A 23,114-nucleotide genomic window follows, 5' to 3' on the forward strand; every position below is an offset into this window, starting at 1 on the left:
TTACGAAAGACCTGTGGAAGATTACCTGCGTTTCGTCCACTAGGAACGGGTATCCCGGCGAAGCTTTTATTGCTACGTCACCGGAAGGAGTGTCTTATCGGCTCGACCACGTGATCACAAAGCCATACCCTAGGCTCATCAAGCGCGTGGGGAACTACTCGGCTTCCGTGGCGGTGGACCGATCAATCGTCTATTTTCTCGTAAGTCGAATCGAAGATCGCCACGGAAACTACGTCGCGTATCAGTATTCGGGAGACAGGCTTGCATCGATCACATCGAGCGATGGTCGTGCGATAACAGTATCTGGATACTCAGGTGGCCGCTATACGCAGATTCAGTCGAGCGTTGGCCTGTGGAATTATCAGTACCTCACCAATGGAGCTCGGGTTATTCGTCCAGACGGTAGTCGGTGGGTTTACGAGACAACCGGTGCCCTGCACATCGAACCAACGGCGGATCTTCCAGTATATATGGGGCAGCCGCTCTGTCCGGCTCCACCTCTTTCCAGTGGAGAATTCGGTATTGCCATCACCCACCCTTCGGGTGCGCGAGGAGAGTTCAACTTCGGGATTCAGCGTCACTTCCGGCACAATATCCCCAAGCTTTGCAATAGCTTTCTGGATATGGCCGGCCCGAGTACATCGTATCAGTTCCTGACGATACCCAATTTCAACGATTCATTCACGATTCGTAATAGGGTCGTCACCGGCCCGGGCTTGAGCCCTATGCGATGGGACTATCAATTCGGAATAGGTGGATCTGGATTGGCGTTCGAGGAGAACTGTCCGGGTAGTAGTTCCCTTGCGTGTCCTAAATTCACAGAGACACGGGTCGTTGGTCCTGGTGGTACCTACGACAGGTACCAGTTTGGTGCGTGGTTTCAATACAACGATGGCTTGCTGCTACGTCACGACAGCGGGTCGATCAATGGATCGGGGAGTGTCGCGATCCTCAAGTCAGTGGAAAATGATTATGTCTTGCCGGGAGACGGTGACTTCAGTGGTTTCCCTCTCCGGATCGGTCGGCCCGGTAGTTCGCGGCTCGACAATGTCGCTATCGGCTACATTATCCCTCTCAGGGAGTCGATAACTCATGTTTCAGGTGTTTCGTTTCGGAATCGTCTGGTGGCGCTTGATGGCCTGGCACGCCCGACCCAAATGCGCAGGGGGCGTTCGGACCAGCCCGCTTCGGAACAGGCCGTGTCGATGAGTTACTACGACAACGTACCTCGTTGGGTGTTGGGCAGCATTGCGAACGAGTCCATGAATGGTCGTGCCGTCTCCCGGACAACGTTCAATTCTAGCGGTATGCCGGAGTCGATCTACTCGTTTGGCCGGCTGGCGCAGACACTTCGATGGAACCCGGACGGCACAGTCCAATCCGTTACGGATGGCAACAACAACACGACGCGGTTCTCGGACTGGAGGCGTGGAATTCCTCAGCTGATACAGTTTCCGGCAACGCCTGAAGCGTCCTCGGGCGCAATGTTGCGGTCGGTCGTCAACAATGAAGGGCGGATCGCTTCCGTTACCGATGAGTCAGGCCATACGACCTCATATTCTTACGACCCTATGGGGCGTGTCAGCCGCATCAAATGGCCGACAGGTGACACAACGGTATGGAATGATACGGTCCATACGTTCGAACAGGTGACGAACGCCGAGTTCGGCCTGGGAGGTCAACACTGGCGGCGTACGACGAGCCGAGGTAACGCCCGTACCGTATCGTATTTTGATGCACTGTGGAGGCCGGTTCTCACTCACGAGTTCGACGCTGGGGATATCGCGGGGACGCAGAGGTTCCGGCGCTACTCGTACGATCATGGTGGACGCACGACCTTCGCTGCTTATCCCTCCGACAGGAGCAATGCATCAACTGGAATCTGGATCGAGTACGATGCGATTGGCAGGGCAACGTCGACGACACAGGATAGTGAACTGGGACCCCTGACGACCGTAACGGAATACTTGCCTGGCTTCCTCGAGCGTGTCACCACGCCGAAGGGGTTGCGCACTACCACGCGATTCTTGGGTTGGCACCAGCCGACGACCGATTACCCTACGAGAATCGATCATCCGGGCGGTGTCGTCACGGAAGTGGAGCGAGATATATTTGGAAAGCCTACCCGGATCTCGCGTCGTGACGCGTCTGCAACGACTTCACTCGTGCGGAATTATGTCTACGATAATTTTCAGCAATTGTGCAAGAGCGTGGAGCCGGAGACAGGCGCGACCATTGTCGCTTATGACAGTGCGGGAAACGTATCTTGGACAAGATCGGGATCGCCCCTGACCTCCACGGCAGGCTGCAACACCGCAGACGTCCCTGTTGCCGAGCGCACCCGACGGGTCTACGACGCCCGACATCGTATTCAATCACTACTGTTTCCAGACGGTTTGGGTAATACCAAGTACGACTATACGCCCACCGGCCACGTCGCACAGATGGTCGTTGCCAATGGCGGTTCCGGAGTGGCGACGACGGTTTATACCCGTAATAAGTTGGGAATGGTTACCGGGGAGGCGATGGGCGTTGGTGACGTAGCTTGGGGGCTGGGTTATGGATTCGATGGAAACGGTCACTTGGCGACGCAGGTTTATCCAGTTTCGAACAGAGTGGTTGATTACGCGCCAAATGCGCTGGGCCAGGCAACAAGGGCCGGTACGTTTGCATACGGGGCGAGCTACTTCCCTGACGGTAGGCTAAAACGATTTACCTATGGCAATGGGATCGTACGGACGGTAAATCTGAATTCTCGATTTTTTCCGGAACGCATTCGTGATGCCTTCGGCAGTTCAGTGGCTTACGATGACAGCTTCGACTATGACGGTCATGGCAACGTCGTGGGGATCAGTGATGGCCTTCCCTCGCGCCGTGGTGACCGGACAATGAACTATGACGAGGCCGATCGCCTGACACGTGTGAATTCCTCCGCCTTTGGGGCGGCGACGTATGGGTACGACGCCTTGGATAATCTTCGTTCTGTCAGCGTAAGCGGCGGGCCGCGTGTACGGCAACACAGCTACCGGTACGACGCAGCGAATCGGCTTAGTGAAGTCAGGAGTGCCGGGGGAGCGACGTTGTCGTCGCTCACCTACGACTCCCGGGGAAATATTGGCAACAGGGATGGCCGATCCTATGTCTTCGATGCGGGCAACCGCCTCCGGGAAGTCAGGGGGGTGGAGTCCTATCGCTACGATGGGCATGGCCGGCGGGTCCAGTCACTGCGCAACGGTTTGAGCATCTACTCGATGTACGGGCATGACGGAGTCCTGCGATACCAGCGTGATGAGCACGGTGCAGTTACCCGAGAGCATGTCTACCTTTCGGGGGCGCAGGTCGCTCAGATCGAGCAGATTATCCAACTGGCGTCCCCAAGCCTGACATTGCCTCAGTTCAGTGACGTAAATCGATATACGGTCAGATGGAGTGCCGTCGCGGGAGCCTCTCGTTACGAGCTGGAGGAGCGGGCTGGAAGCAGTGCGTGGGCTCGGATCCACAACGCACCGCAGACGTCTGCAGCCGTCTCGGGGCGCGCTGCGGGATTGCTCTCCTATCGCGTGCGAGCTTGCAGTGCATCAGCGACGTGCGGTGCGTGGAGTCAAGTCGCCACCATTGCCGTGATGCTGCCGCCACAAGCATCTCCGCTACCGACCGCGCCAGCTACGGCCTTGGGAGGAAGTTACACCGTCAGCTGGAACCAGGTGCTTTCCGCGAACCGGTACGAGCTTGAGGAGAGAATTGGAAGCGGAGCATGGACACCTGTGCAGAATTCGGCGGTGCTCGCCAGAGCGTTCAGCGGAAGGGGGGCTGGCACGTATGGATATAGGATTCGTGCCTGCAACGGTGCCGGATGCTCCCAGTGGTCGGGAGTTGCCAACGTCACGGTAGTCGTCGTGCCGGCTTCGGCTCCCACCATCTCAGGTCCGACAAGCAACCACACCGGGTCTTATGCGATCACTTGGACGTCGATCCAAACTGCCACGAGGTACGAGTTGCAACGGAGTGCGGATGGCACTCGCTGGGACGCGGCTCAGAATACGTCCGCTACCAGCTGGTCTGCGTCCAATCAGGCCGCTGGAGCCTGGCGCCACAGAGTGCGTGCCTGCAATGCCGCGGGGTGTACCGGATTCTCGGGAACGCACACCGTCACCGTCGTACGCGCTCCAGTGGGACAGCCTGCTCTCACTGCGCCGGCCTCAATCAACACGTCTTCGGCGACTATCAGCTGGTCTGCGGTTGCGGCAGCTTCGAGCTATGAGGTGCGGCGGCGGTTCAACCAGGGGGGGTGGCAAGCGCTTTCGACGACCCCCAACCGGAGTCTGTCTCTGTCAGGACTCGTGACAGGGAGCTATGAGCATCAGGTTCGCGCATGCAATGTCGCGGGCTGCTCTGCTTACTCCGAGTCGAGGACAACGAATGTCACGCTTCCGCCGAGTTCCGCCCCTGTTGTATCAGCGCCGTCAGCCTCCGCGACCGAATTCACAGTGAGCTGGACAGCCGTCGCTGCAGCAACGCACTATCGACTTGAACATCGTTTGGACGGAGGTAACTGGACAGCAGGAGGGCAAATAAACGGGCTTAGCCTAAGAATGTTCCCGCCGACGGGCATCTATTCCTATCGGGTTCATGCGTGTAATGCCGTAGGTTGTGGGCCCTACTCGAATATTGTGACAGTCAACGTCCTCCGTCTTCCTCCTCCACCGGTCTGTCCAGGACCGGGTGGGTGCCCGGTCCCGCATTCCGCTAACGAGCCGCAGTTGGAGATCGAATCAAGCGCGAAATTCGGAGGCACGCCATGAAGGCTTCGATGAGTTATCACATGATGCTCACCTTGACCGCGTCGCTCCGTATTCGCGAGGTGACCGCTCCGTTTCTTTTGCTCTTGCTGACTTTTTGCGCTGTCCTGCTTCTATCCATCACGGAGGCCCGTGCGCAGACCACTATTAGGTATGTGCACACTGATGCGCTAGGCAGCGTGGTGGCGGTGACGGACGCGAACCGGAACGTGATCGAGCGGCGGGAGTATGAACCGTACGGTGCGCAGCTCACGCCGGCGGTGCAGGATGGACCGGGCTATACGGGCCATGTGCAAGATGCTGCGACGGGGCTCGTATACATGCAGCAGCGCTATTACGATTCGGTGCTCGGAGTGTTTCTGAGCGTGGACCCGGTATCGGCCTATGATGATTCCGTAGCGCATTTTAATCGGTATCGGTACGCGACTGGAAATCCCTATCTATTCAATGATCCTGATGGGCGTCAATCTCAATCTGTAATGGATCGGAGGTATGTGTATTCCGGATTTAGCTCAGCACAGGTGGCGGGCGTAGAAGCGCAGCACAATCAAATTGGGGCGCAAGCAGCCTCCGGAATGGTCGAAGGAGGAATTTTGGCGGCCGGAGGTATTGGTGGCGCTTCAGCCGCTCGTGCAGCTGTGGGGCTTCTCTCGAATGGAACAAAAGGTCGGATCGGAGAAGCAGTTGCACAAATAGGAATTGCAGTAAGAGGGGAGCGAGTTATCGCTTCCCAAGTGCCGGCTGGTAGGGTTGCAGCATTAGGTCAGGTCACGGGTCGTGGGGCGAGGGCCGTGCCCGATTTCGTTGTGCGGGGTCGGGATGGATCCGTAAAGGTGGTAGAGGCGAAATTCAACACGGCGGGGCTGACAGGGGCGCAGAGAGATTTAAGTTCACAGTTGGGATCTGCGTTCACGGTCTCCAGAACAACAATGGGTGATGTCGCAAAATCTGGTGCGGTTTTTGGTGCCGTCACTGGAGGTGCTGGTAGTGCTGCTGTAGGCCAATTGCGGAAGAAAGATGAATAGTGAGGTCGATAATGTCTAAGGCAAGCCAAATGAGGTCGTTTGAAAGATGGAGTGCGTTAGGGGGAGGGATGGAGCAATCTTTAATTAGATCCGCTATCGTGTTGACATCAATTCCTCTTGAAAACGGGTTCAGATTAGAGAGAAAGGCATTTGATTCTATTGACCCGCCTGCATATGCGTTGAACTTGGAGCGTCATCTGCCTTCTGGAAAAACAGACTTTATCTACATTGGGTTTGATAAATACTACCGAAAGAGATTTCAAATTCTGTTTGGCACAAAGGAAACGAATCCGCCGCATGAATGGGTCAGGGCGGGCGCATTGGTTTGGAAAAGTATGGGTGAGTTGCAAAGGTATAAGTGGTGGGGTGCCAAGTGGTGGCAGATCAATAAAGTCGATGCATTTGAATATAATGTGAAGAAGGCGTTGGATAAAATCCCGCAAGTGCTTGAATACTTAGATAGCGGGATTGCTGGCCCGCATGTGCTTGAAGAGAGATAATTATTTTTAGAGAGCATGGTAAATCTGCTCCCATGCGTGGAAGATCTCATGATCTAGTATCACGTGGTGCTGTGGTTGAAATATTATTCGACTAGCGAACCTATTTGCTTGCGACAATTTGCATTGTCGCTTCTGGAGTAGGTTTTTGGGATAAAATATCGACGTGTTGTTTCTTGTCGAGTCGATGCCTGCAAGGAAAGTCACTCTGACAAGGAGAGCGATCCCTAGTCACGTTGATCGCCCTGGCGCCGAAAAGGGGTTCGTGTTTATTTGGTGTAACGGGCGGTCGCGCTGTCACGAAGTCTCAGCCGAGCCGTTCGGCCTGCTCCTTCAGCGTCGCCACGATGCAGGGCACCAACGCCGTGCGTCGCTCGTGGTAATCCCGCAGGGCGCGCTTCAACCGAGGCAGGTCGCGCTGTTGCCAATGCCGGTTGAGACGGACCAGCTCGCCGAAGGTATCGTCGATCAGATGGTGCTTGGCCCGGCGGATCGGGGCGAGCCAGTCGTTGCAGCGTTTGAGTTCGTCGTGCAGCGAGGCGTGGCCGGTCGCGCGGGCAATGGCGTCGAACACTTGCCATGTCTGCTTGATCACGTCGTCGTGGCCGATTTCGATCTGCCGGGTCTCCAGGCGGAAGGGCGCCGGGCCGATGTCGCAGGCCATGTCGAGCAGGCGCCGCATCCAGTCGTAGCGGTCGCGCAGTGCGATCTCGGTGGGCAGCGGGAGATACATGCCGCCGCGCACGTGGTGGTCCAGCAGGCCCTTGCCGACGAGCCGGTACAGCGCGAGCCGGGCCGGCATGTCGCTGGTGGCGAGTTCGTCGGCCAGCGTGGCGGGGTCGATCCGCTGGCCGGGGAGGAAGCGACCGGACTGTATCGCCCGGCGCACCAGCCGGTACACCCGTTGGCTCTTGGAGTGGGAAGCGGTCATGGCGGATGTCCGGGTCCGAGAGCGCCGACTCGCCACGGTGCGCGAAGTGGCGCTTCGATGTTGGGAGAGGGATCAGGGCTTCATCGTCTTCGCGCCCTCGGGCCGAGCGTGTCGGGTCATGCCGCTACGGGGTGTAGGAATTTTCCGACAGGTCGCCGATCGCGACGGGCGTCACCATCGCGGGACCGCCGCCGCTTTCGGTTTATGAGCGGTTTGCTCGGTATAGGCGCTTGGATCAGGCGTAGCAAACTAAAATCTACTAGCGAGTTCAGCTATTAAAGCGTCGTTTCATAACGCCGACGTTCGGGGGCCAAGCGGGAGGGTCGCTTCGGACTCCAGCGCAACTGCGACATCTCCATACTGCTGTGCTTGTCTTTCCACGCGTAATACGTCGGCTCGCTGATCCCGTGCTTGCGGTAGGTCTCGGCAACCTTGGCTCCCGCCTCGGTCTCCCGGAGGATCCGGACGATTTGTCTTCGGTGAAACGTGACTTTTGTAATGACCCAGTGATTTCCTGCTCAGGTGTAACCTTTTCGAGGAGACACCGATGAGCGCGGTAATGGAAGAAGAGATCAAGCGTTGGACAGCACGCCGAAAGTCGGCGCTGGTGCTGGAGATCATCCAGGGCAAGACCACTGTGTCGGAGGCGGGTCGCCAGTTCGACTTGCCGCCATCAGAGATCGAGAGTTGGGTCGATGACGGCAAGCGCGGGATGGAGAACGCGCTGCGCGCCAAGCCGGAGGACGTGCGCGAGCAGTACGAGCGGCAGCTCAAGGATCTGCAGGAGGCGTATGGCGAGGCGATGCTGGAGCTGCGTGCCCGATAGAAATTGGCGTCCCTGCTGGGCAAGGACGAGACCTGATGGTCACGATCCAGCAGGGACTGCGCAGTGACGGCGTGGCGGTCTCGATGTCGCAGTTGTGCCGCTGGTTCGGCGTGCCGCGTCGGACGGTCTACTACCGGCCAGTGAAGGCGGCACCGGTGGTGCGGCCGGAGCTGGCCGACCCGATCAAGCAGTTGATCGAGGCCGAGCCGGCATTCGGCTATCGCACGGTCGCCGGCTTGCTGGGCATGAACAAGAACACGGTGCAGCGGATCTTCCAGTTGATGGGCTGGCAGGTGCGCAAGCGCGCTGTGGGCATGCGTCCCCGCATCCAGGCACTGCTCTCGGTGGCGTCGGCGCCGAACCAGCGTTGGGCGACCGATCTGTGCCGGATCTGGGGCGGCCGCGACGGCTGGCTCACCTTGGCGCTGGTGATCGACTGCCACACCCGACAACTGCTGGGCTGGCACTTGTCGCGAACCGGCCGTGCGACGACGGCCGCAGCGGCTCTGGAGCAGGCGTTGATCACGCGCTTCGGCACGCTCGGCCGCGTTCGCGAACCGTTCCTGCTGCGCTCGGATAACGGATTGGTCTTTACCAGCCGCCACTACACGCGCCTGGTGCGCAGCTATGGCCTGCGGCAGGAGTTCATCACGCCGCACTGTCCACAGCAGAACGGCATGGTGGAACGCGTCATCCGCACACTGAAGGAGCAATGCGCCCACCGCCATCGCTTCGAAAGCCAACAGCATGCAATGCGCGTGATCAGCGACTGGATCCAGTTCTATAACCACCGGCGGCCGCACCAGGCGCTGGGCATGAAAACACCCGCCGAGGCATACGCTTTAGCGGCCTGACCTGTGCAGGAAGTGCTGGGTCATTACAGTTCCTGGCGCTCGACTTGCCGTTCGGCGAGGTCGAGCAACGCGCGATCGCGCGCGCGGGGACGCTGCCCTACGAGACCGTGTTGCCGCGATGAGTCGCTGCGAACGCCGCCGCATGCCGGGGGCGCGTGCCTGTGGCCGGGACTGGCGAAGTGACGACACGCGCCTCCGTGGGTGCGTCGCCAGGCTCAGCTTCCGGGCGATGAGCGGCCCGGGTCGTGTGCAGGATGCGGACAATCGGTGGCGGGATATGGCGGCAGCAGGAGCCGCCTATCGTGCCGTAGCCGCGTCCGGCCAGCGTCGGCCCCATCGCAGGGCGACGTGCACCAGCAGGATCAGCACCGGCACTTCCACGAGCGGGCCGATGACGGCGGCGAATGCCACCGGCGAGGCGAGCCCGAATGCGGCGATCGCCACTGCGATGGCCAGTTCGAAGTTGTTGCCCGCGGCGGTGAAGGCGATGGCCGTGGTGCGCGGATAGTCCTTCGCGATCAGCCGGCCCATCCAGAAGCTGATGGCGAACTGGATCACGAAGTACAGGGTCAGCGGGATCGCGATGCGGACCGCGTCCATCGGCAGGCGTACCACGTCGCCGCCCTTGAGCGCGAACATCGCCACGATGGTGAACAGCAGGGCGGCGAGCGTGATCGGACTGACGGCTGGCAGGAAGGTGTCCGCATACCAGGCCTCGCCCTTGCGCCGCGTCAACCACCGCCGGGTGAGCAGGCCGCCGAGAAACGGGATGCCCAGGTAGATCAGCACGGCTTCGGCGATCGTCCACGTCTCGATGTCGACGACGCTGGCCGACAGCCCGAACAGCGGCGGCAGCCAGCTCAGGAAGAACCAGGCGTAGGCGCTGAAGAACACGATCTGGAACACCGAGTTGAATGCCACCAGCCCCGCGACGTACTGGTCGTCGCCGCGCGCCAGCTGGTTCCAGACCAGGACCATGGCGATGCACCGTGCCAGGCCGATCAGGATCAGGCCGGTCATGTATTCCGGCTGGTCGCGCAGGAACACCGCTGCCAGCGCGAACATCAGGCACGGTCCGATGAGCCAGTTCTGCACCAGCGACAGGGCCAGCACACGCCTGTCGCGGAACACGTTGGGCAGCTCCGCGTAGCGGACCTTCGCCAGCGGTGGGTACATCATCAGGATCAGGCCGATCGCGATGGGGATGTTGGTGCTGCCCCAGGACATGGCGTCGAGGGCGTCCGGCAGGCCCTTGAACAGCGTACCCAGTGCTACGCCCGCCGCCATCGCGGCGAAGATCCACACGGTCAGGTAGCGATCGAGGAACGACAACCGTCGGGGCGCGGCGGTGTTCACTCGACCGCCGCGATCGGTTCGAGCAGCGCCTTGAGCGCCGTCCGGTCGTGCCAGGTGTCGTCGCGGATCTCCAGGAAGACACGCAGGCGCTCTTTGATGATCGCGTGGGCCTGTGCGAACGCCGCGCGCTTGTCGGCGTCGCTGCCGGACACCGCGGCGGGATCGAACAGCCCCCAGTGCACGCGCACGAAATCGCCGTGGATGACCGGGCAGGCCTCCGCGGCGGCGCTGTCGCAGACCGTCACCACGAGATCCATGGCCGCCGCCTGCTCCGGGGCGAATTCGTCCCAGGACTTGCTGCGCAATCCGTCGGTGGGAAAGCCCTCGTGTTCCAACTGGGCGATGGCGGACGGATGGACCGTGCCCGCGGGCCGGCTGCCGGCACTGAAGCTTTCATAGCGGCCGACGCCCCACGCGCGCAGCGTGGATTCGGCCAGGATGCTGCGCGCGGAATTGCCCGTGCACAAGAACAGGACGCGTCTGGTCATGGGTAGGTCCATGGTCGGGTGTGTGGGATGTCTTCGCGGCGGGCGGGTCTGCCGGTCACGGGGGGCAGGCGGTGGGGGTCGCGCAACGGGTGGCGTCGTCGGCGCAGCAGTTCTCGGTCAGGTAGCCGACCAATGCGTTCATCGCGTCGAAATCGGCGCGGTAGCGGATCGTCCGGCCGTTCTGCTCGGCGGTGATCAGGCCGGCTGCGCCCAGCGCCTTCAGGTGGAAGGACAGTGTGGCGCCTGGGAGCGACAGGGCTTGTGCGAGGTCTCCCGCCAACCGGCCGCCCCGGCCGGCCTGGACCAGGAGGCGGAAGACGGACAGGCGGGTCCCGTGGCCGAGGGCCGCGAGCGCGTGCGTTGCGTTTTCATGTTCCATGTTTCTAGAATAGTCGAATCATTGTGACGGTCTCAAGTCCATGCCCTCCGATCTGCCCAACGTGGTCGCCGACGCGTTCGACCGCATCCGCCCGGCCTCTCTGGAGGTGCCGGCCAGCATGCACCGGCCGCGGATCCTGATCCTCTACGGTTCGCTGCGACCCGGGTCGTACAGCCGCCAGCTCGCGCTCGAGGCGCAACGGTTGCTGGAGGCCTTCGGCGCCGAGGCCCGTCTGTTCGATCCGCACGACCTGCCGATGCTCGACGCCGTGCCGGTCACGCATCCTCGGGTGCAGGCGCTGCGTGCGCTGTCGATGTGGTCCGAAGGCCAGGTCTGGGTGAGTCCCGAGCGTCACGGCGCGCCGACCGCCGTGTTCAAGAACCAGGTCGACTGGTTGCCGCTGGAAAGCGGGGGCATGCGGCCCACCCAGGGGCGGACGTTGGCAGTGATGCAGGTCTGCGGCGGCTCGCAGTCGTTCAATGTGGTCAACGCGCTGCGCATCCTGGGTCGCTGGATGCGGATGGTGACGATCCCCAACCAGTCCTCGGTGCCGAAGGTGTGGCAGGAGTTCGACGACGAGGGCCGGATGAAGCCCTCGGCCTACTACGATCGCGTCGTCGATGTGATGGAGGAACTGGTGCGCTTCACCTGGTTGGTGCGCGACCGCCGCGACCTGCTGACCCGACGCTACAGCGAGCGCGTGGGCGATGCGGCCGCCACCGCGCTCGCGGCGGCGGCGCGATGATCCCACCCGCGGTACGCGTGCTCCGTCGGGCAGCCCGAAGGCAAGAAACGGGGTCAGGTTTACTTTTCGCCAGTCACGGTGCCTCTGTGCCGTGGACAACGTTACTGGTGGGCATCTCCCCAATGCCGTCAAGCTAGACAGTATCGCGCCGCAGCGGGGCGTCACGGGACTGCCCGTTTCGTGAGCGATTCAGTCGCGCCGGCTCAGGAACAGCCCGAATTCTTCGGTCGACAGCAGCAGTCCGTCTTTTCCGCTGAACTCGGCCATGGGTGATGCGGAGAGTACGGCGATGGCATCGTCGGCGCTCGGCAGCCCCGGGGCAGGCGACCGCAGGTGCAGGGCAGGGCAGCGCGCGTCGAGGTCGCTCGGCACATCGCCTGTCGCGATGAAGCGCCCGCTGTCGTCGATCCGATAGGTGAGGCGAAGATCGCGGCATGCGGTGTGCCGGAGCGTGCCGTCGGCGAACACCAGATGTCCTGGCAGTTCGGACAGGCCGGTGCCTCCGCCCGACACGCTGATGTCCTGGAGTCGCCACGTGCCCGTCAACGCCCCTTGCGTGGGCGTGAAGTCGTGTCGCCGGACCTCGGGTCGCTCCAGGACGAGGGTCTGGCCGCCGGCCTCGAGCAGGAGACGATGCGGGCCGAGGCCCTCGATGCTCGGGTTCTGCTCGAAGAACGCGAAGTAGCGGGCCTCGCGCGCGTTGCCCTCCGGTCCGCATCCCATCAGCGTCTGCATGTGGTCCGCATCGGCCGAGGCCTGGAACCTGCCGGCCTGCAGCGTGCCCGGCCGACTGGTGTAGTTGCACTCCATGCGCAAGCGCACGCCCTCGGCGTCGAAGTCGGCGTATGCGGCGCGCGTCGCGCCGATCAATCGTGTTTCGGGCGCGTAGCCCTCGAACGACACGACATCCCATGCACCGAGCACGCGTGCCGGGTCGTCGATCGCGATCGGCTGCTCCCCCCGGGGAGGTGGCTCGGTTTCGGGCGGCGGATGTTCCGGCCCGCCGCATGCGCTCAGCGCAGTCAGTGCGACGGCGCAGGCCATGGCGGTTCGCGTGGTGGCGATCGGGGCGTCGGGCAGGTGAGGCATCTGGGTGTCTCCACATGGAGGGGGCGCCGGCGACGGGCGTCGGCTACGTCCGTCGCGGGGGGGGCGTCAGGCCGATGACGACGCGGCCTGCGGCTCGATGCAGCGCTCCGGCACATCTTCGCCCTCAAGGAATGCCGTCGTCGCCTCGACGAAGCAAGCCGGTGCCACGAAAGCCAGAAGATGGGCCCCCCGCTCGACCGTCGTCATCTGGACCGGTCCTGCCTGCGACAGCGTGGCCACATGGGCACGTGCGCCTGCATACGGGGTGTTCGGATCGAGCGTGCCGTGGATCACGAGGGTGCGAGGCAACTGGTCGGGTGTCTTTCCGAACAACGGGTCGCGCGGGTACAGGGGCATCGGTGGGTCGACGAGAAAGCCGGGAATCGCACTGGTGAACAGCGCATCGCGTGCCTCGGCGTCGACCGTTGCGCGGTCGAGGTCGCGGCGGCCGTTGTTTTCGGACGACGAGATCAACATGACCAGCGGCAACGAAGGCGATGCGACCGGGTCGGCGGTCAGTTGCGCGTGGATGGTGCGCAGTTCCTCGAGTGCGGCCAGCAGGGGCTCGGCATCGTCTTGAGCCAAGGCGCCCACGATCTCGGGGAGGCGGTCGCGCAGCGTCGGAAAGTTGAGCAACGTCCCCAGCGTGAGGCGCAGATCGCCAGCGGGGACATGCGCGCGCCACGCGGCCTGGGGATCGCTCTTGGCGAGAACGGACGCGTAGGTCGCGGTGGCGTCCGATCCCAGCGCATCCCGACCGACGGCATCCACCAGCGCGGTGCGGTGGCTCAGGTCCCACTGTTCGGCCGATTCCGGCGGCACCAGGCCATCGAGCACCAGGCCATCGAGCGGTTGCGGTGCGACTTGCAACATCCGCAGTGCCAGCTGGGTACCGTATGACACGGCATAGAGATGCACCTCGCCGGCGCGGCGGTGCCGGGCAACGAGTGCCGACAGATCCTGCGCGGCCTGAGTGATGGTGAACGCCGCAGTGCGCGCGGGATCTGCATAGAGGGTGCCGATGCACGGTCCCCATTCGGTCTCCGCGAGCGTGACGCCATCGGCGCTGTCGAGAGACTCCTGCCCGGGGCAGAGGCGGGTGGAGCGCCCGGTGCCGCGATGGTCGGGTAGCACCAGATCATGATCGGGGAAAGCGGCGCGGAAGGTCGCGAGCATGGGATGCAGCGAGACGCCTGGCTCGCCGGGCCCGCCCGCGACCAGCCACACCTCGCCACGCCGGCGCGCGGCGTCGGGTGCTGGAACGCGACGGACGAACACATCGATGCCGGCACCGTCCGGCGCTTCGTGGCGCAGCGGAAGTGCGGCCATGAGACATTCGCTGCCGTCGAGCAGGAGTGCCGGCGAGGCGTCCGGGCAGGGCGTGGGAGCGTCCGCCGCAGATGCGAGTTGCACCCAGAGACCGGCAGACAAGAGAAGGGCGGCAGCGGACAGGCGCATTGGGCGGTTCCATGTACAAAAAAGAACGAACTCGGGTTCGGCTCATCCGGCAGGTGTGCGCGGGTGATGGCCGTCACCGTGGCCGGTCCAGCGATTTTGGTCGTGCCGCCGGATTGGCGACAAGTCTCGACGCTTCGATCTATGCGCGCGTACTACAGGCGGCCCTCCCTCCATGACCATCGCTTCCACCGTTTCCAGAGATCCCACGTAGGGTCAGACCGCTGCGACCCCGCCATCGGCGAAGCGTTCGTGGCCCGCGACGAAGTTGCTTTCGCTCGGAGAGACGGGGTCCGAAAAACGGGGTCAGGTTCACTTTCCGTCAGCCTCGTCCTCGCCTTCGGTCGATGTGAGCGCCTGTTCCATCGGCAGCCGCGTCGCGCATGCCATGGCCGGAATGACTGACGGCCAACAGGTATTCGAGCGCCTTCGCTTGGAACGCGAGCAACGCTTCCGTGGTGTAGCCATGGCGCGTGTGGGTCTTGGCCGCAAACCCGTATGGCTCAGTGGGTGCAGGGACATGGCGTCCAGGCCGAGTTTTCGATGGTTGGGCCGAGGGTGCGCCGCGCCCGGCTCGGCACGGTGGCGGACGACGACGGTGCGCCCGGCAGGACGCCCGACGCCGACAGGGCGCCCGGCATGCCCGCGTCGGACTAGCGCTGGCAGACCACCTCCACGTTGACGCCATCCGGATCGAGCACGTAGGCGGCGTAGTAGTCCGCGTGGTAGTGCGGCCGGATGCCCGGCGGCCCGTTGTCGCGCCCGCCCGCCGCCAGCGCCGCGCGGTGGAAGGCATCCACCTGCGCGCGGCGGGTGGCGGCGAAGGCCAGGTGTGCGGGCGCGACGGGGGGCGCGCCGTCGTGGAACCAGAGGCTCGGGTAGCCGTCCCGGCCGAAGCCATGGCGGGTGCCGCCGGTCCTGCTCCGGTCCGGGCCCACGGTGATCACGCAGGCGATGTCCAGCGGGGCCAGGGCGGCCTGGTAGAACGCGTGCGAGCGCGTCGCGTCGTGCACGGCGAACTCGATGTGGTCGATGACGGTCATGGTGGGCTCCTGCCGCAAGCGGTGGCGGTCGGGCCGCCGGGTGATTCGGGCACGTGGGACGGGTGCACGGTGATCCGGGTGCCGGCGATGCCTTGTGCGAAGGCCGGCCCGAACAGGCCCGTCGGTGTCTGGAAACCCGGCCGGGCGTTGCCCGCCAGGATCCGGCGTGCGGCGTCCGCGGTGGCCAGCGGGGTGAAGGTGTAGCCGTTCGCCGTGGCCAGCGTGCCGGATGCCGATGCCCCGTCGTGATCGGTGACCACCGCCGCGGCATGGTACGGGTGGGCTCGCCGCTCGGCGTCGGTCGGGCCCGGTGGCAGGGTATCCAGGCCTTCGCTGGCGAAGGCGTTGCCGACCACATGCACGTAGGTCTCGATGTCCGGTACGGCGTGGTCGTGCCACAGGGTGATGACGTCGGGAAGCGTCATCGGAACGCCATCGGCCTGCAGCGCGCCGAAGTCGAACCGGCGGGGTGCGGCGTCGTGCCGTGCCTGCAGCACGCCATGCCTGCGCACGAGGTCGTGCGGACTGAGGTTCTCCGCGGCGCTGATCGCCGAGCCGCGCGACATGGGGCCGGCCACCTGCAACGCCACGGCGATGCGGGCGGGATGCCGCACCTGCTCGCACACCCGGGCCACCAGGCTGCCCAGCAAGGCTGTGCTGCCCCCGCCGCCGGGCATCAGCATCACCCCCGCGCGCCGGGCGGCCGTGTCGAGCGACTCGGCCAGGCGGTAGCTGTCCAGTTCGGCCGAGATGTCCAGGTAGTGCGTGCCGGCGTCGATCGCCGCGGCGATCAGGTGCGGCGCGGTCCTGTGGAAGGGGCCCGCGCAATTGACCAGCAGATCGATCTCCGCGAGTGCGCGGCGGGCCTGCCGGGCATCGTCGGCGGCGAACACGCGTGCGTCGAGGCCGTGTGTGTCGGCAAGCGCGCGGAGGGGAGCATCGCGCCGTCCGGCCAGGATGGGCCGCAGGCCGAGCGCGCTGCACGCGTCGACGATCATGCGGCCGGTGTAGCCGGAGGCCCCGTAGATCATCATGCGCCGTGCTGCCAGGGCTTGTGGACGAACTCGAGACTGTAGCCGTCCGGATCCCGCACCTGGGCGGCGTAATAGCGCGGGTCGTAGTGGGGTTGCGTGCCGGGCGGGTGGATCGAGGTGGCGCCGGCGTGCATGGCGGCCCGATAGGCGGCGTCCACCTTTGCGTTCGAATCGGCGGCGAAGCCCACGTGCGCCGACGTGCCCCCCGTCGGACCTTGCCTGAGCCAGAAGCGCATCCGGCCACCGGCACCGAAGCCGGTGAGGTCGGGGTGACCAGCGGGGCCCTGCCGCCCGTCGTAGTCGAGCCGGTCGACGATGCCCAGCGGTGCCAGCGCGGTGGTGTAGAACGCGATCGAGACGGGCAGGTCGGTCACGGTCAGGAAGATGTGGTCGAGCATGTGGGAACCCTCAGATGGTGTAGCCGCCGGCGACTTCGACCGACTGCGCGTTGATCCAGGCGCCGTCGTCGGACAGCAGCATCGCGATGACGCGCGCGACATCGTCGGGCTCGCCCACGCGCCCGAGTGCGGTCTGCGACGCCAGCTGTGCGGCGAACGCCTCGTCGAGGCCGCCGCCCAGCCCGGTGCGGACAGGCCCGGGGGACACGGCATTGACGCGGATGCCGCGCGCACCGAACTCCTTGGCCATGTAGCGCGTGAGCACCTCCAGCCCGCCCTTGAACGCGGCATAGGGGGCGACACCGGCCGTGGCCACGCGGGTGGTGGCGCTGGTCAGGTTGACGATCGATGCGCCGTGACCGAGCAGCGGAAGGAGGCTCTGGGTGAGAAAGAACGGCCCCTTCAGGTGGACGCCCAGCAGGTCGTCGAACTGCGACTCGGTCACGCGCTCGATCGGATTGAACAGCCCGTGGCCGGCGTTGTTGACCAGGCCGGCCAGCATGGTGGTCTGCCAGGTCCGTTCGAGCGTCTGCGCGACGGCATCGCGGAAGTCATCGAAACCGGCGACGTGTCCGACATCCAGCGGCAGCGCGCAGGCGCGTCCTCCGGCCGCTTCGATGCGATCGACCACGGCGGCGGCCGCGGCGGGCTGGGTGTGGTAAGTCACGATGACATCGAGGCCGCGCCTGGCGCATTCGATGGCCGTCGCGGCACCGATGCCGCGGCTGCCGCCGGTGATCACGATGACGCTCATTGGCTGCTCCCTGTGCGTGTGGGGAGCATCACGGTAGGGCGCGGCCTGCGCCGCCGCCTGCCGGATCGGGGCGGAAACCTGCCCGATCCTGCCGCGCGGCTTGCCTGGCATGCGCGGCTGGAGTCTCATCGTCGGTATGCGATCCCAGCTCGACGAACTCCGCCGATTGGCCGCGTCGGCCCGGAACCAGCCGACCGACACCGGCATTCCGCGTGTGGCGATGGTGCAGGGGAAGATTCCCGAGCACGCGCTGTCGGCCGTCTACGAGCCGATGATCAATCTGATCCTGCGTGGCGGAAAGACCATGACCGTGGGCGGCCGCACGCTTCATTACGATCCGGCCACCTACTTCGTCATGACCGTGGAGCTTCCCGCCGTGGGGGCCGTGCACCCGGATGCGGCGGGTGCGCCGTATCTCGCCGTGGCGCTGTCGCTGGATGCCGACGTGCTCGGCCGCCTGCTCGAGGACGTACCCGATGCCGGCCCGGCCCGTGGCGACGCCCTGTCGTCCGGAACGTCGTTTTCCGTTGCCCAGGTGACGCCGGCGCTGATGGACGCCTGGGTTCGCATGCTCGGCCTGATGGCGCGTCCACAGGACATCCCCGCACTCGCGCCGGCCTATGAGCGCGAGATCCTGTATCGCGTGCTGCAAGGCCCGCACGGGCCGATGTTGCGTGCAATCGCCACGCCGGGCTCGACGCTCGGTCGCGTGCGCGGCGCCATCCAGTGGATCCGCGCGCACTATGCCGAGCCCCTCAGGATCGCGGACCTGGCCGAACGCGCGGCGATGAGCGAATCGGCCTTCCATCGCCACTTCAAGGCGGCCACCGCACTGAGTCCGTTGCAGTATCAGAAGCAGGTCCGCCTGTTGCGGGCGCGCCAGCTGCTGACGGCGCACGCGGCCAGCGTCACCGCCGCGGCGGCGGATGTGGGCTATGAAAGCGCCACGCAGTTCAGCCGCGAGTACGCCCGGGCGTTCGGGCTGCCGCCGTCCCGGGATGCCGCGCGCATCCTGCGCGCGTTCCGGGTTGGCGGGGGCTGATCGCGTCCACGGCCGCCGCAATCGCGGCATCGAGAGGGGTGTCGCGACCGGTTCCGGGCCTCACCGGCACCTGATCGACAGGCGATCAGCGGTCGTTGGTCAGTGTGCCTTCCGGCAGGACGCAATCGTCCGGCAGGTCGTGCCCCTGCGCGGCCTTGTGCAGCGCCGCGTTGAGCCAGTCCTGGTCCGCGTCCGACATCTCCTGGCGCAACGCCAGTGCGGTCGAGCTGAAGATCGAGATCTTGCGAAGCCGGCTCTCCTCCGAGCCGTCGATCGATGCAAGGGCGGCCTCGAGGTCGTTGAGCGCAGCGGTGGCGCTTTCTCGGTCGCGGGGTGTCATGGCAGGTCCGTTGGCGGCGCGGGGATGGCGCGGCCACATCTTCCATGGCGCCCCGGTGACGATGGAGTATTGGTTCGGGTGCGTCGTCCGCCGTCGCGCCCGTGCGCCACGGGCCCTGGTCCGGTCGTCGCGCACCCGGTCTTGCCGGAGCGGCCGCTAGACTGGTTCGCCCTGATCGCGCTGGAGCGTTGTGGACACCGAAGCGGACGTGGAGCGCCTGAACGTGGTGGAGCGCGCCGGCCTGGCGTTCCTGCGCCGCGGCTGCCAGCGGAAGGACAGCGAGATCCGGCGGTGGCGGGACGCGGACCGCGCGCGAATCCGTGGCCTGCAGGTCTGGGCCGTCGCCTGGTGTGCGCTCGCGGGTGCGGCCTCCGCGGCCCTGATCGGCGCAGCGGACCTGTGGTTGCGCAACGTGCTGGGTACCGGGGCCGAGCCGTCCTTGTTCTCCCCGGCCCGTGATGCGGCTTACTGGGCATGGTACGGCGGCATCGCACTGCTGCTGAGCCTGCTGGAACTCCTGGCGATGTACTGGGTGCTGTTGCGCAGTGTCGGAGGCATCGCCGGTGTGGCGGGTCTGTCGATCTCCCGGAACGATGCCGAAGATGTGCTGGTGACGGGGCTGTCGCGTGCGGCGCTCGATATTCCCAACCCCCGGCGCGCGCTGCACGGGATCGATCCGTACGTGCGGGCCTCGCGGCTCAAGATGCTGGCGTACACCGCGCTGTACCGCATCAAGGTCGGCGCGACCAGCTTCATCGTGCGCATCCTCGCCCGCCGTGTGCTGGCGCGCAGCGGCTTGCGCGTGTTGCTGCCCTTCGCGGCAGTCCCCGTGTTCGCGGGCTGGAATGGGTTGATCGCGTGGTGGGTGATTCGCGAAGCGCGCGTGCGGGCCGCGGGTCCGTTGGCCGTCCGCGACGCGGTCGCGGCGATCGAGCAGGCGCAGCTGGACGACGACGGCACGCGCCTGGCGCTGGATGCCGTGGCGGAGCTCGTCGTGGCGGCGGAGGATGCGCATCCCAACTACGACCTGTTGCTCGCGCACCTGTGCGAGACGCTCGGGATCGAGGCGCGCATCCTCGACTGGACGGCGGTACGCACGCGACTCGGCCATGCCGAGGGGCCCACGCAGCGCGCGGTGCTGGCGCTGATGACCACGACCGTCGCGCTGCGCGGGCGCAGCTGCCGCCGGCAGCGGCGGGTGCTCGAGGACGCGCATGGCGTGTGCGATCTGCATCTCGGCGATGCGCTGCGCACGGCGCAGCGTCGGGTCATCGAAGGACGTTGACCGTCGGCGGTGTTCTGCGTTGCCGACGGGTGTCCTCACTACTGCAGCATGGCGGCCAGTGTCGCGTCGTAACGGGCATCGATCCGCTGGTGCGGGTCGTTCGCGTACAGATCTCCGCGGTGCTTCAGGTAGTAGCCTCGATTGAGGCTCGTGGCGTCGTCGTGCGGCACGCCACCAGTGCCCTCGGTCTGGAGCTCGTAGGGCCCGCGGGCGAAGGTGACCAGGAACGTGCTGCCCACGTAGTCGCTCAGGTGTGAGCGCTCGAGGCAGCGGCGCACGTTGCAGAAGTCGCCTTGCGTCGCGAAAGGAGGCGAGGCGAACCGCGTGCGCACCTCCTGCCCGGGCCGGCAGTCGCCTGCGTTGCATTGCACGACGGTCCAGACCAGCGTGCCGTTCATCCCGTCGGTGCCGGTCTCGAAGTGCAGCGCCTGCAGCCGCGCATCGGCGATCGCGTCGGCCGTGTGCGCGTACTGGCCGAGCGTCTGCGCTGTCGATCCGGCGTGGGAAGGCGACGGCGAAGGCACACCGTGGCTGCAGGCGGCGAGTGCGAACAGCCAGGTCGTCGGCCACAGAGGCATGGGCGTGCGTGTCATTCGCGTAGCCTTGGCGATCGGGGCTTCGACATGGTGTCTCCAGGTCCGCGTGACGTCCCATCGTATCTGCCGGGCGCGCGTGCGTCCGTGGGCGGCGACTCCGGGCGGGTGATGGCCGCGGTCCCGACCGGCAGGTGCACGGTTGCGCGCAGGCCGCCGAGCACCGGTGCGGCATCCAGCGCGATGCTGCCGCAATGTCGCTCCAGGACCTGATGCACGATGGACAGTCCCAGCCCGCTGCCGACGGCGCCGGTGCCCAGTTCCCGGTGGAAGCGCTCGAAGACCCGCGCGCGTGCCTCGGCGGGAATGCCCGGACCGCTGTCTTCCACCACCAGCAACGCATGCGTGTCGTCGCGGCTCACCTGTATCCGGACGTTGCCGCCGACCGGGGCGTACCGGCAGGCGTTGTCGATGAGGTTGCCGACCAGGGCGTCGAGCGCGGGTTCGTCGCCGGCGATCACGCAAGGGCCGCCCTCGAGTTCGATCTCGAGGCGCCGCGTCGTATCGAGCGCGTGGCGTTCGTCGAGGTGGGTCCGTGCCAGGGCGTGCAGGTCGACAGGCCGCGGCGGGTCGGCGTGGACACCGGGCTCGACGCGACTGAGTTGCAGCAACTGTTCGACGAGCCGTTCGACGCGCGCGACCGCGATGTCGAGCTGGCCCTGGGACGCAGCCCGGTCCACGGGATCGTCGGCGCCCCGCAGGTTGTCGACGTGGACCTTCAGCGCGGCGATCGGGGTCCGCAACTCGTGCGCGGCATCCGCGATGAAGCGTCGCTCGCGCTGGAGTGCGGCGTCCAGACGCGCGAGAAGGCGGTCGATCGCACCGATCACGCCCTGCACTTCGCGCGGCACGCCCCCGGGTTGCAGGGGGGCCAGCCGGTCCGCCGCCCGCGCCTCCACCTCGGCGGTCACGCGCTGCAGGCCGCGCAGGCTCCAGCCCACCAGGCCCCATACCAGCAGCGCCATCGCCGGGACCGCCAACAGCAGCGGCAGCAGCGTCCCCTCGGCGATGTCGGCGGCCAGTTCGGCGCGGATGTCGGACAGTTCCGCGGACTGGTACCAGCGCCCCGTGGGCGCACGCAGGGTGAATGTGCGCCAGTGCGCGCCATCGATGACCTGGTTCGAGAACCCGGGCGCCAACGGCGCGAGCGGCGAGGCAGGGCCGCTGTCGGAACGCAGCACGAGCGTGCCGGAGGCGTCGCGCACCTGGAACGCGAGTTTCGTCTCGTAGGCGTGCCCGGTAGGAAAGGCGAGCGCATCGCCGACGCCGTGCGCCGCGCCTTGCCAGACCGGAACCACGATCGGTGCGCTGCGGCCTCCGGGCGTGCCGAGGTCGCCGAGCGGCGCATCCACCAGGCTGACGAGCACCCGCGCCGAGTGTGCGAGCTTGGCGTCGAACATCTCGCCGGCCTCCTGCAGGCCGGCGCGATAACTGAAGGCGCCGGCGACGAGCATGACCAGCGACATGGTGCCGATGAGCCCGACCAGCAGCAGGCGCAGGATCGAGGTCATGCGTCGACTGCGGGCTCGTCGAGCGCATAGCCCACGCCGCGGACGGTGCGGATCAGGCCCGGGTGCAGGCGCTTGCGCAGGTGGTGCACGTGTACGTCGATCGCATTGCTGGCCACGTCCTCGTCCCAGCCGTAAAGCCGCTGCTGCGCGGTCTCGCGCGAGACGATGCGGCCGGGGTGCTCCATCAGCAGCCGCAGCAGGGCGACCTCGCGTCGTGGCAGGTCGACGACCCGACCGTGCCAGGTGACGGTGAGCGAGGCGGGATCCAGTGCCAGCCCGGCGTGCGTGAACATCGGGCTGGCATGGCCGCTGCTGCGTCGCAGAAGCGCACGCACCCGCGCGAGCAGCTCGCCGGTGTCGAAGGGTTTGCCGACGTAGTCGTCGGCGCCGAGATCGAGGCCGAGCATGCGGTCGGCGGCGCGCTCCCGCGCGCTGAGTACCAGGATCGGCATCGTCGCGCCGGCACGTCGGGCCTCGCGGATGACTTCAAGACCGTCCTTGCGCGGCAGGCCCAGGTCGAGCACGACCAGGTCGATGCCGCCGTCGCGAATGGCCACCAGGGCACTGGCACCATCCTGCAACCAATCCACGGCGTACGCCGCGCGGCGCAAGGCGGTACGCAGGCCCTCGCCCAGTGACGGATCGTCCTCGACAAGGAGTACGCGCATCG

The 23,114-nt window shown here is 65.4% G+C and carries 22 protein-coding genes; 7 read left to right on the forward strand and 15 right to left on the reverse strand.

Going from position 1 to position 23,114, the window contains the following annotated elements; genetic code table 11:
• The first annotated feature begins 4,798 nt into the window (after window positions 1-4,798).
• Together RG19_RS17070 and RG19_RS17470 are read left to right on the forward strand one after the other, a co-directional pair.
• Window positions 4,799-5,824, forward strand: a complete 1,026-nt coding sequence (locus tag RG19_RS17070) for an RHS repeat-associated core domain-containing protein (protein ID WP_157515111.1) — start codon at window positions 4,799-4,801, stop codon at window positions 5,822-5,824.
• A gap of 29 nt (window positions 5,825-5,853) precedes the next feature.
• Window positions 5,854-6,324, forward strand: coding sequence for a hypothetical protein (locus RG19_RS17470; RefSeq protein WP_157515112.1), 471 nt, complete (start codon window positions 5,854-5,856; stop codon window positions 6,322-6,324).
• 304 nt (window positions 6,325-6,628) lie between these two features.
• On the opposite strand, the gene RG19_RS00665 is transcribed toward RG19_RS17470, so the two are convergent.
• Both RG19_RS00665 and RG19_RS17075 read right to left on the reverse strand, forming a co-directional pair.
• Window positions 6,629-7,252 carry a GntR family transcriptional regulator gene (locus tag RG19_RS00665; RefSeq protein WP_058833576.1) on the reverse strand — a complete coding sequence of 208 codons (624 nt, stop codon included), beginning with the start codon at window positions 7,250-7,252 and terminating at the stop codon, window positions 6,629-6,631.
• 275 nt (window positions 7,253-7,527) lie between these two features.
• Window positions 7,528-7,752, reverse strand: coding sequence for a transposase (locus RG19_RS17075; RefSeq protein WP_082672391.1), 225 nt, complete (start codon window positions 7,750-7,752; stop codon window positions 7,528-7,530).
• Between the two features lie 47 nt (window positions 7,753-7,799).
• Between RG19_RS17075 and RG19_RS00670 the strand changes: the two genes are divergently transcribed.
• Both RG19_RS00670 and RG19_RS00675 read left to right on the forward strand, forming a co-directional pair.
• On the forward strand, window positions 7,800-8,078 hold the full coding sequence (locus tag RG19_RS00670) for a DUF1153 domain-containing protein (RefSeq protein WP_058833577.1): 279 nt from the start codon (window positions 7,800-7,802) through the stop codon (window positions 8,076-8,078).
• 35 nt (window positions 8,079-8,113) lie between these two features.
• Window positions 8,114-8,932 (forward strand): IS3 family transposase, encoded by an 819-nt coding sequence (locus RG19_RS00675; protein WP_157515113.1) that lies wholly within the window; start codon window positions 8,114-8,116, stop codon window positions 8,930-8,932.
• A 297-nt stretch (window positions 8,933-9,229) separates the two neighbouring features.
• Here RG19_RS00675 and arsB read toward each other — a convergent pair whose 3' ends face one another.
• From arsB to RG19_RS00690, 3 genes are read right to left on the reverse strand one after another with little or no spacing between them, the layout of a single operon-like run.
• Window positions 9,230-10,288, reverse strand: coding sequence for an ACR3 family arsenite efflux transporter (gene arsB / locus RG19_RS00680; RefSeq protein WP_058833579.1), 1,059 nt, complete (start codon window positions 10,286-10,288; stop codon window positions 9,230-9,232).
• Window positions 10,285-10,776, reverse strand: coding sequence for an arsenate reductase ArsC (locus RG19_RS00685; protein ID WP_058833580.1), 492 nt, complete (start codon window positions 10,774-10,776; stop codon window positions 10,285-10,287). Before RG19_RS00685 ends, arsB begins: the two co-directional genes overlap by 4 nt.
• A gap of 55 nt (window positions 10,777-10,831) precedes the next feature.
• Window positions 10,832-11,155 carry an ArsR/SmtB family transcription factor gene (locus RG19_RS00690; RefSeq protein ID WP_058833581.1) on the reverse strand — a complete coding sequence of 108 codons (324 nt, stop codon included), beginning with the start codon at window positions 11,153-11,155 and terminating at the stop codon, window positions 10,832-10,834.
• Window positions 11,156-11,195: 40 nt separating this feature from the next.
• Between RG19_RS00690 and arsH the strand changes: the two genes are divergently transcribed.
• Entirely contained in the window at window positions 11,196-11,900 is a 705-nt protein-coding gene (gene arsH / locus RG19_RS00695) for an arsenical resistance protein ArsH (protein ID WP_058833582.1), read from the forward strand.
• Window positions 11,901-12,089: 189 nt separating this feature from the next.
• On the opposite strand, the gene RG19_RS00700 is transcribed toward arsH, so the two are convergent.
• From RG19_RS00700 to RG19_RS00725, 6 genes are all read right to left on the reverse strand, one after another.
• Window positions 12,090-12,989 (reverse strand): META domain-containing protein, encoded by a 900-nt coding sequence (locus RG19_RS00700; protein WP_157515114.1) that lies wholly within the window; start codon window positions 12,987-12,989, stop codon window positions 12,090-12,092.
• A gap of 66 nt (window positions 12,990-13,055) precedes the next feature.
• Entirely contained in the window at window positions 13,056-14,318 is a 1,263-nt protein-coding gene (locus RG19_RS00705) for an alpha/beta fold hydrolase (RefSeq protein ID WP_238376563.1), read from the reverse strand.
• A gap of 779 nt (window positions 14,319-15,097) precedes the next feature.
• Window positions 15,098-15,487: a VOC family protein gene (locus RG19_RS00710; protein WP_058833585.1), complete on the reverse strand. Its 390-nt coding sequence runs from the start codon at window positions 15,485-15,487 to the stop codon at window positions 15,098-15,100.
• Window positions 15,484-16,521, reverse strand: a complete 1,038-nt coding sequence (locus RG19_RS00715; RefSeq protein ID WP_202905298.1) for a saccharopine dehydrogenase NADP-binding domain-containing protein — start codon at window positions 16,519-16,521, stop codon at window positions 15,484-15,486. The genes RG19_RS00710 and RG19_RS00715 overlap by 4 nt, the downstream gene beginning before the upstream one ends.
• Window positions 16,518-16,919: a VOC family protein gene (locus RG19_RS00720; protein WP_058833586.1), complete on the reverse strand. Its 402-nt coding sequence runs from the start codon at window positions 16,917-16,919 to the stop codon at window positions 16,518-16,520. Before RG19_RS00720 ends, RG19_RS00715 begins: the two co-directional genes overlap by 4 nt.
• Before the next feature lie 10 nt (window positions 16,920-16,929).
• Window positions 16,930-17,673, reverse strand: coding sequence for an SDR family NAD(P)-dependent oxidoreductase (locus RG19_RS00725; RefSeq protein WP_058833587.1), 744 nt, complete (start codon window positions 17,671-17,673; stop codon window positions 16,930-16,932).
• 136 nt (window positions 17,674-17,809) lie between these two features.
• Between RG19_RS00725 and RG19_RS00730 the strand changes: the two genes are divergently transcribed.
• Window positions 17,810-18,715 (forward strand): AraC family transcriptional regulator, encoded by a 906-nt coding sequence (locus RG19_RS00730; RefSeq protein ID WP_274377890.1) that lies wholly within the window; start codon window positions 17,810-17,812, stop codon window positions 18,713-18,715.
• An 85-nt stretch (window positions 18,716-18,800) separates the two neighbouring features.
• Here RG19_RS00730 and RG19_RS00735 read toward each other — a convergent pair whose 3' ends face one another.
• On the reverse strand, window positions 18,801-19,055 hold the full coding sequence (locus RG19_RS00735; protein ID WP_157515115.1) for a hypothetical protein: 255 nt from the start codon (window positions 19,053-19,055) through the stop codon (window positions 18,801-18,803).
• Window positions 19,056-19,245: 190 nt separating this feature from the next.
• Between RG19_RS00735 and RG19_RS00740 the strand changes: the two genes are divergently transcribed.
• Window positions 19,246-20,340, forward strand: coding sequence for an LBF_2804 family protein (locus tag RG19_RS00740; RefSeq protein ID WP_058833589.1), 1,095 nt, complete (start codon window positions 19,246-19,248; stop codon window positions 20,338-20,340).
• A gap of 38 nt (window positions 20,341-20,378) precedes the next feature.
• On the opposite strand, the gene RG19_RS00745 is transcribed toward RG19_RS00740, so the two are convergent.
• Genes RG19_RS00745 through RG19_RS00755 form a run of 3 tightly spaced genes read right to left on the reverse strand, consistent with a single transcriptional unit; the run spans window position 20,379 to window position 23,112 of the window.
• Window positions 20,379-20,933 (reverse strand): hypothetical protein, encoded by a 555-nt coding sequence (locus tag RG19_RS00745; RefSeq protein WP_157515116.1) that lies wholly within the window; start codon window positions 20,931-20,933, stop codon window positions 20,379-20,381.
• Window positions 20,930-22,423 (reverse strand): ATP-binding protein, encoded by a 1,494-nt coding sequence (locus tag RG19_RS00750; RefSeq protein WP_082672768.1) that lies wholly within the window; start codon window positions 22,421-22,423, stop codon window positions 20,930-20,932. Before RG19_RS00750 ends, RG19_RS00745 begins: the two co-directional genes overlap by 4 nt.
• 17 nt (window positions 22,424-22,440) lie before the next feature.
• Window positions 22,441-23,112, reverse strand: coding sequence for a response regulator transcription factor (locus tag RG19_RS00755; RefSeq protein WP_058833591.1), 672 nt, complete (start codon window positions 23,110-23,112; stop codon window positions 22,441-22,443).
• Between the last annotated feature and the right edge of the window lie 2 nt (window positions 23,113-23,114).

Origin of the sequence: Luteimonas abyssi (assembly GCF_001482195.1) — a bacterium.
GTDB lineage: Bacteria > Pseudomonadota > Gammaproteobacteria > Xanthomonadales > Xanthomonadaceae > Luteimonas > Luteimonas abyssi.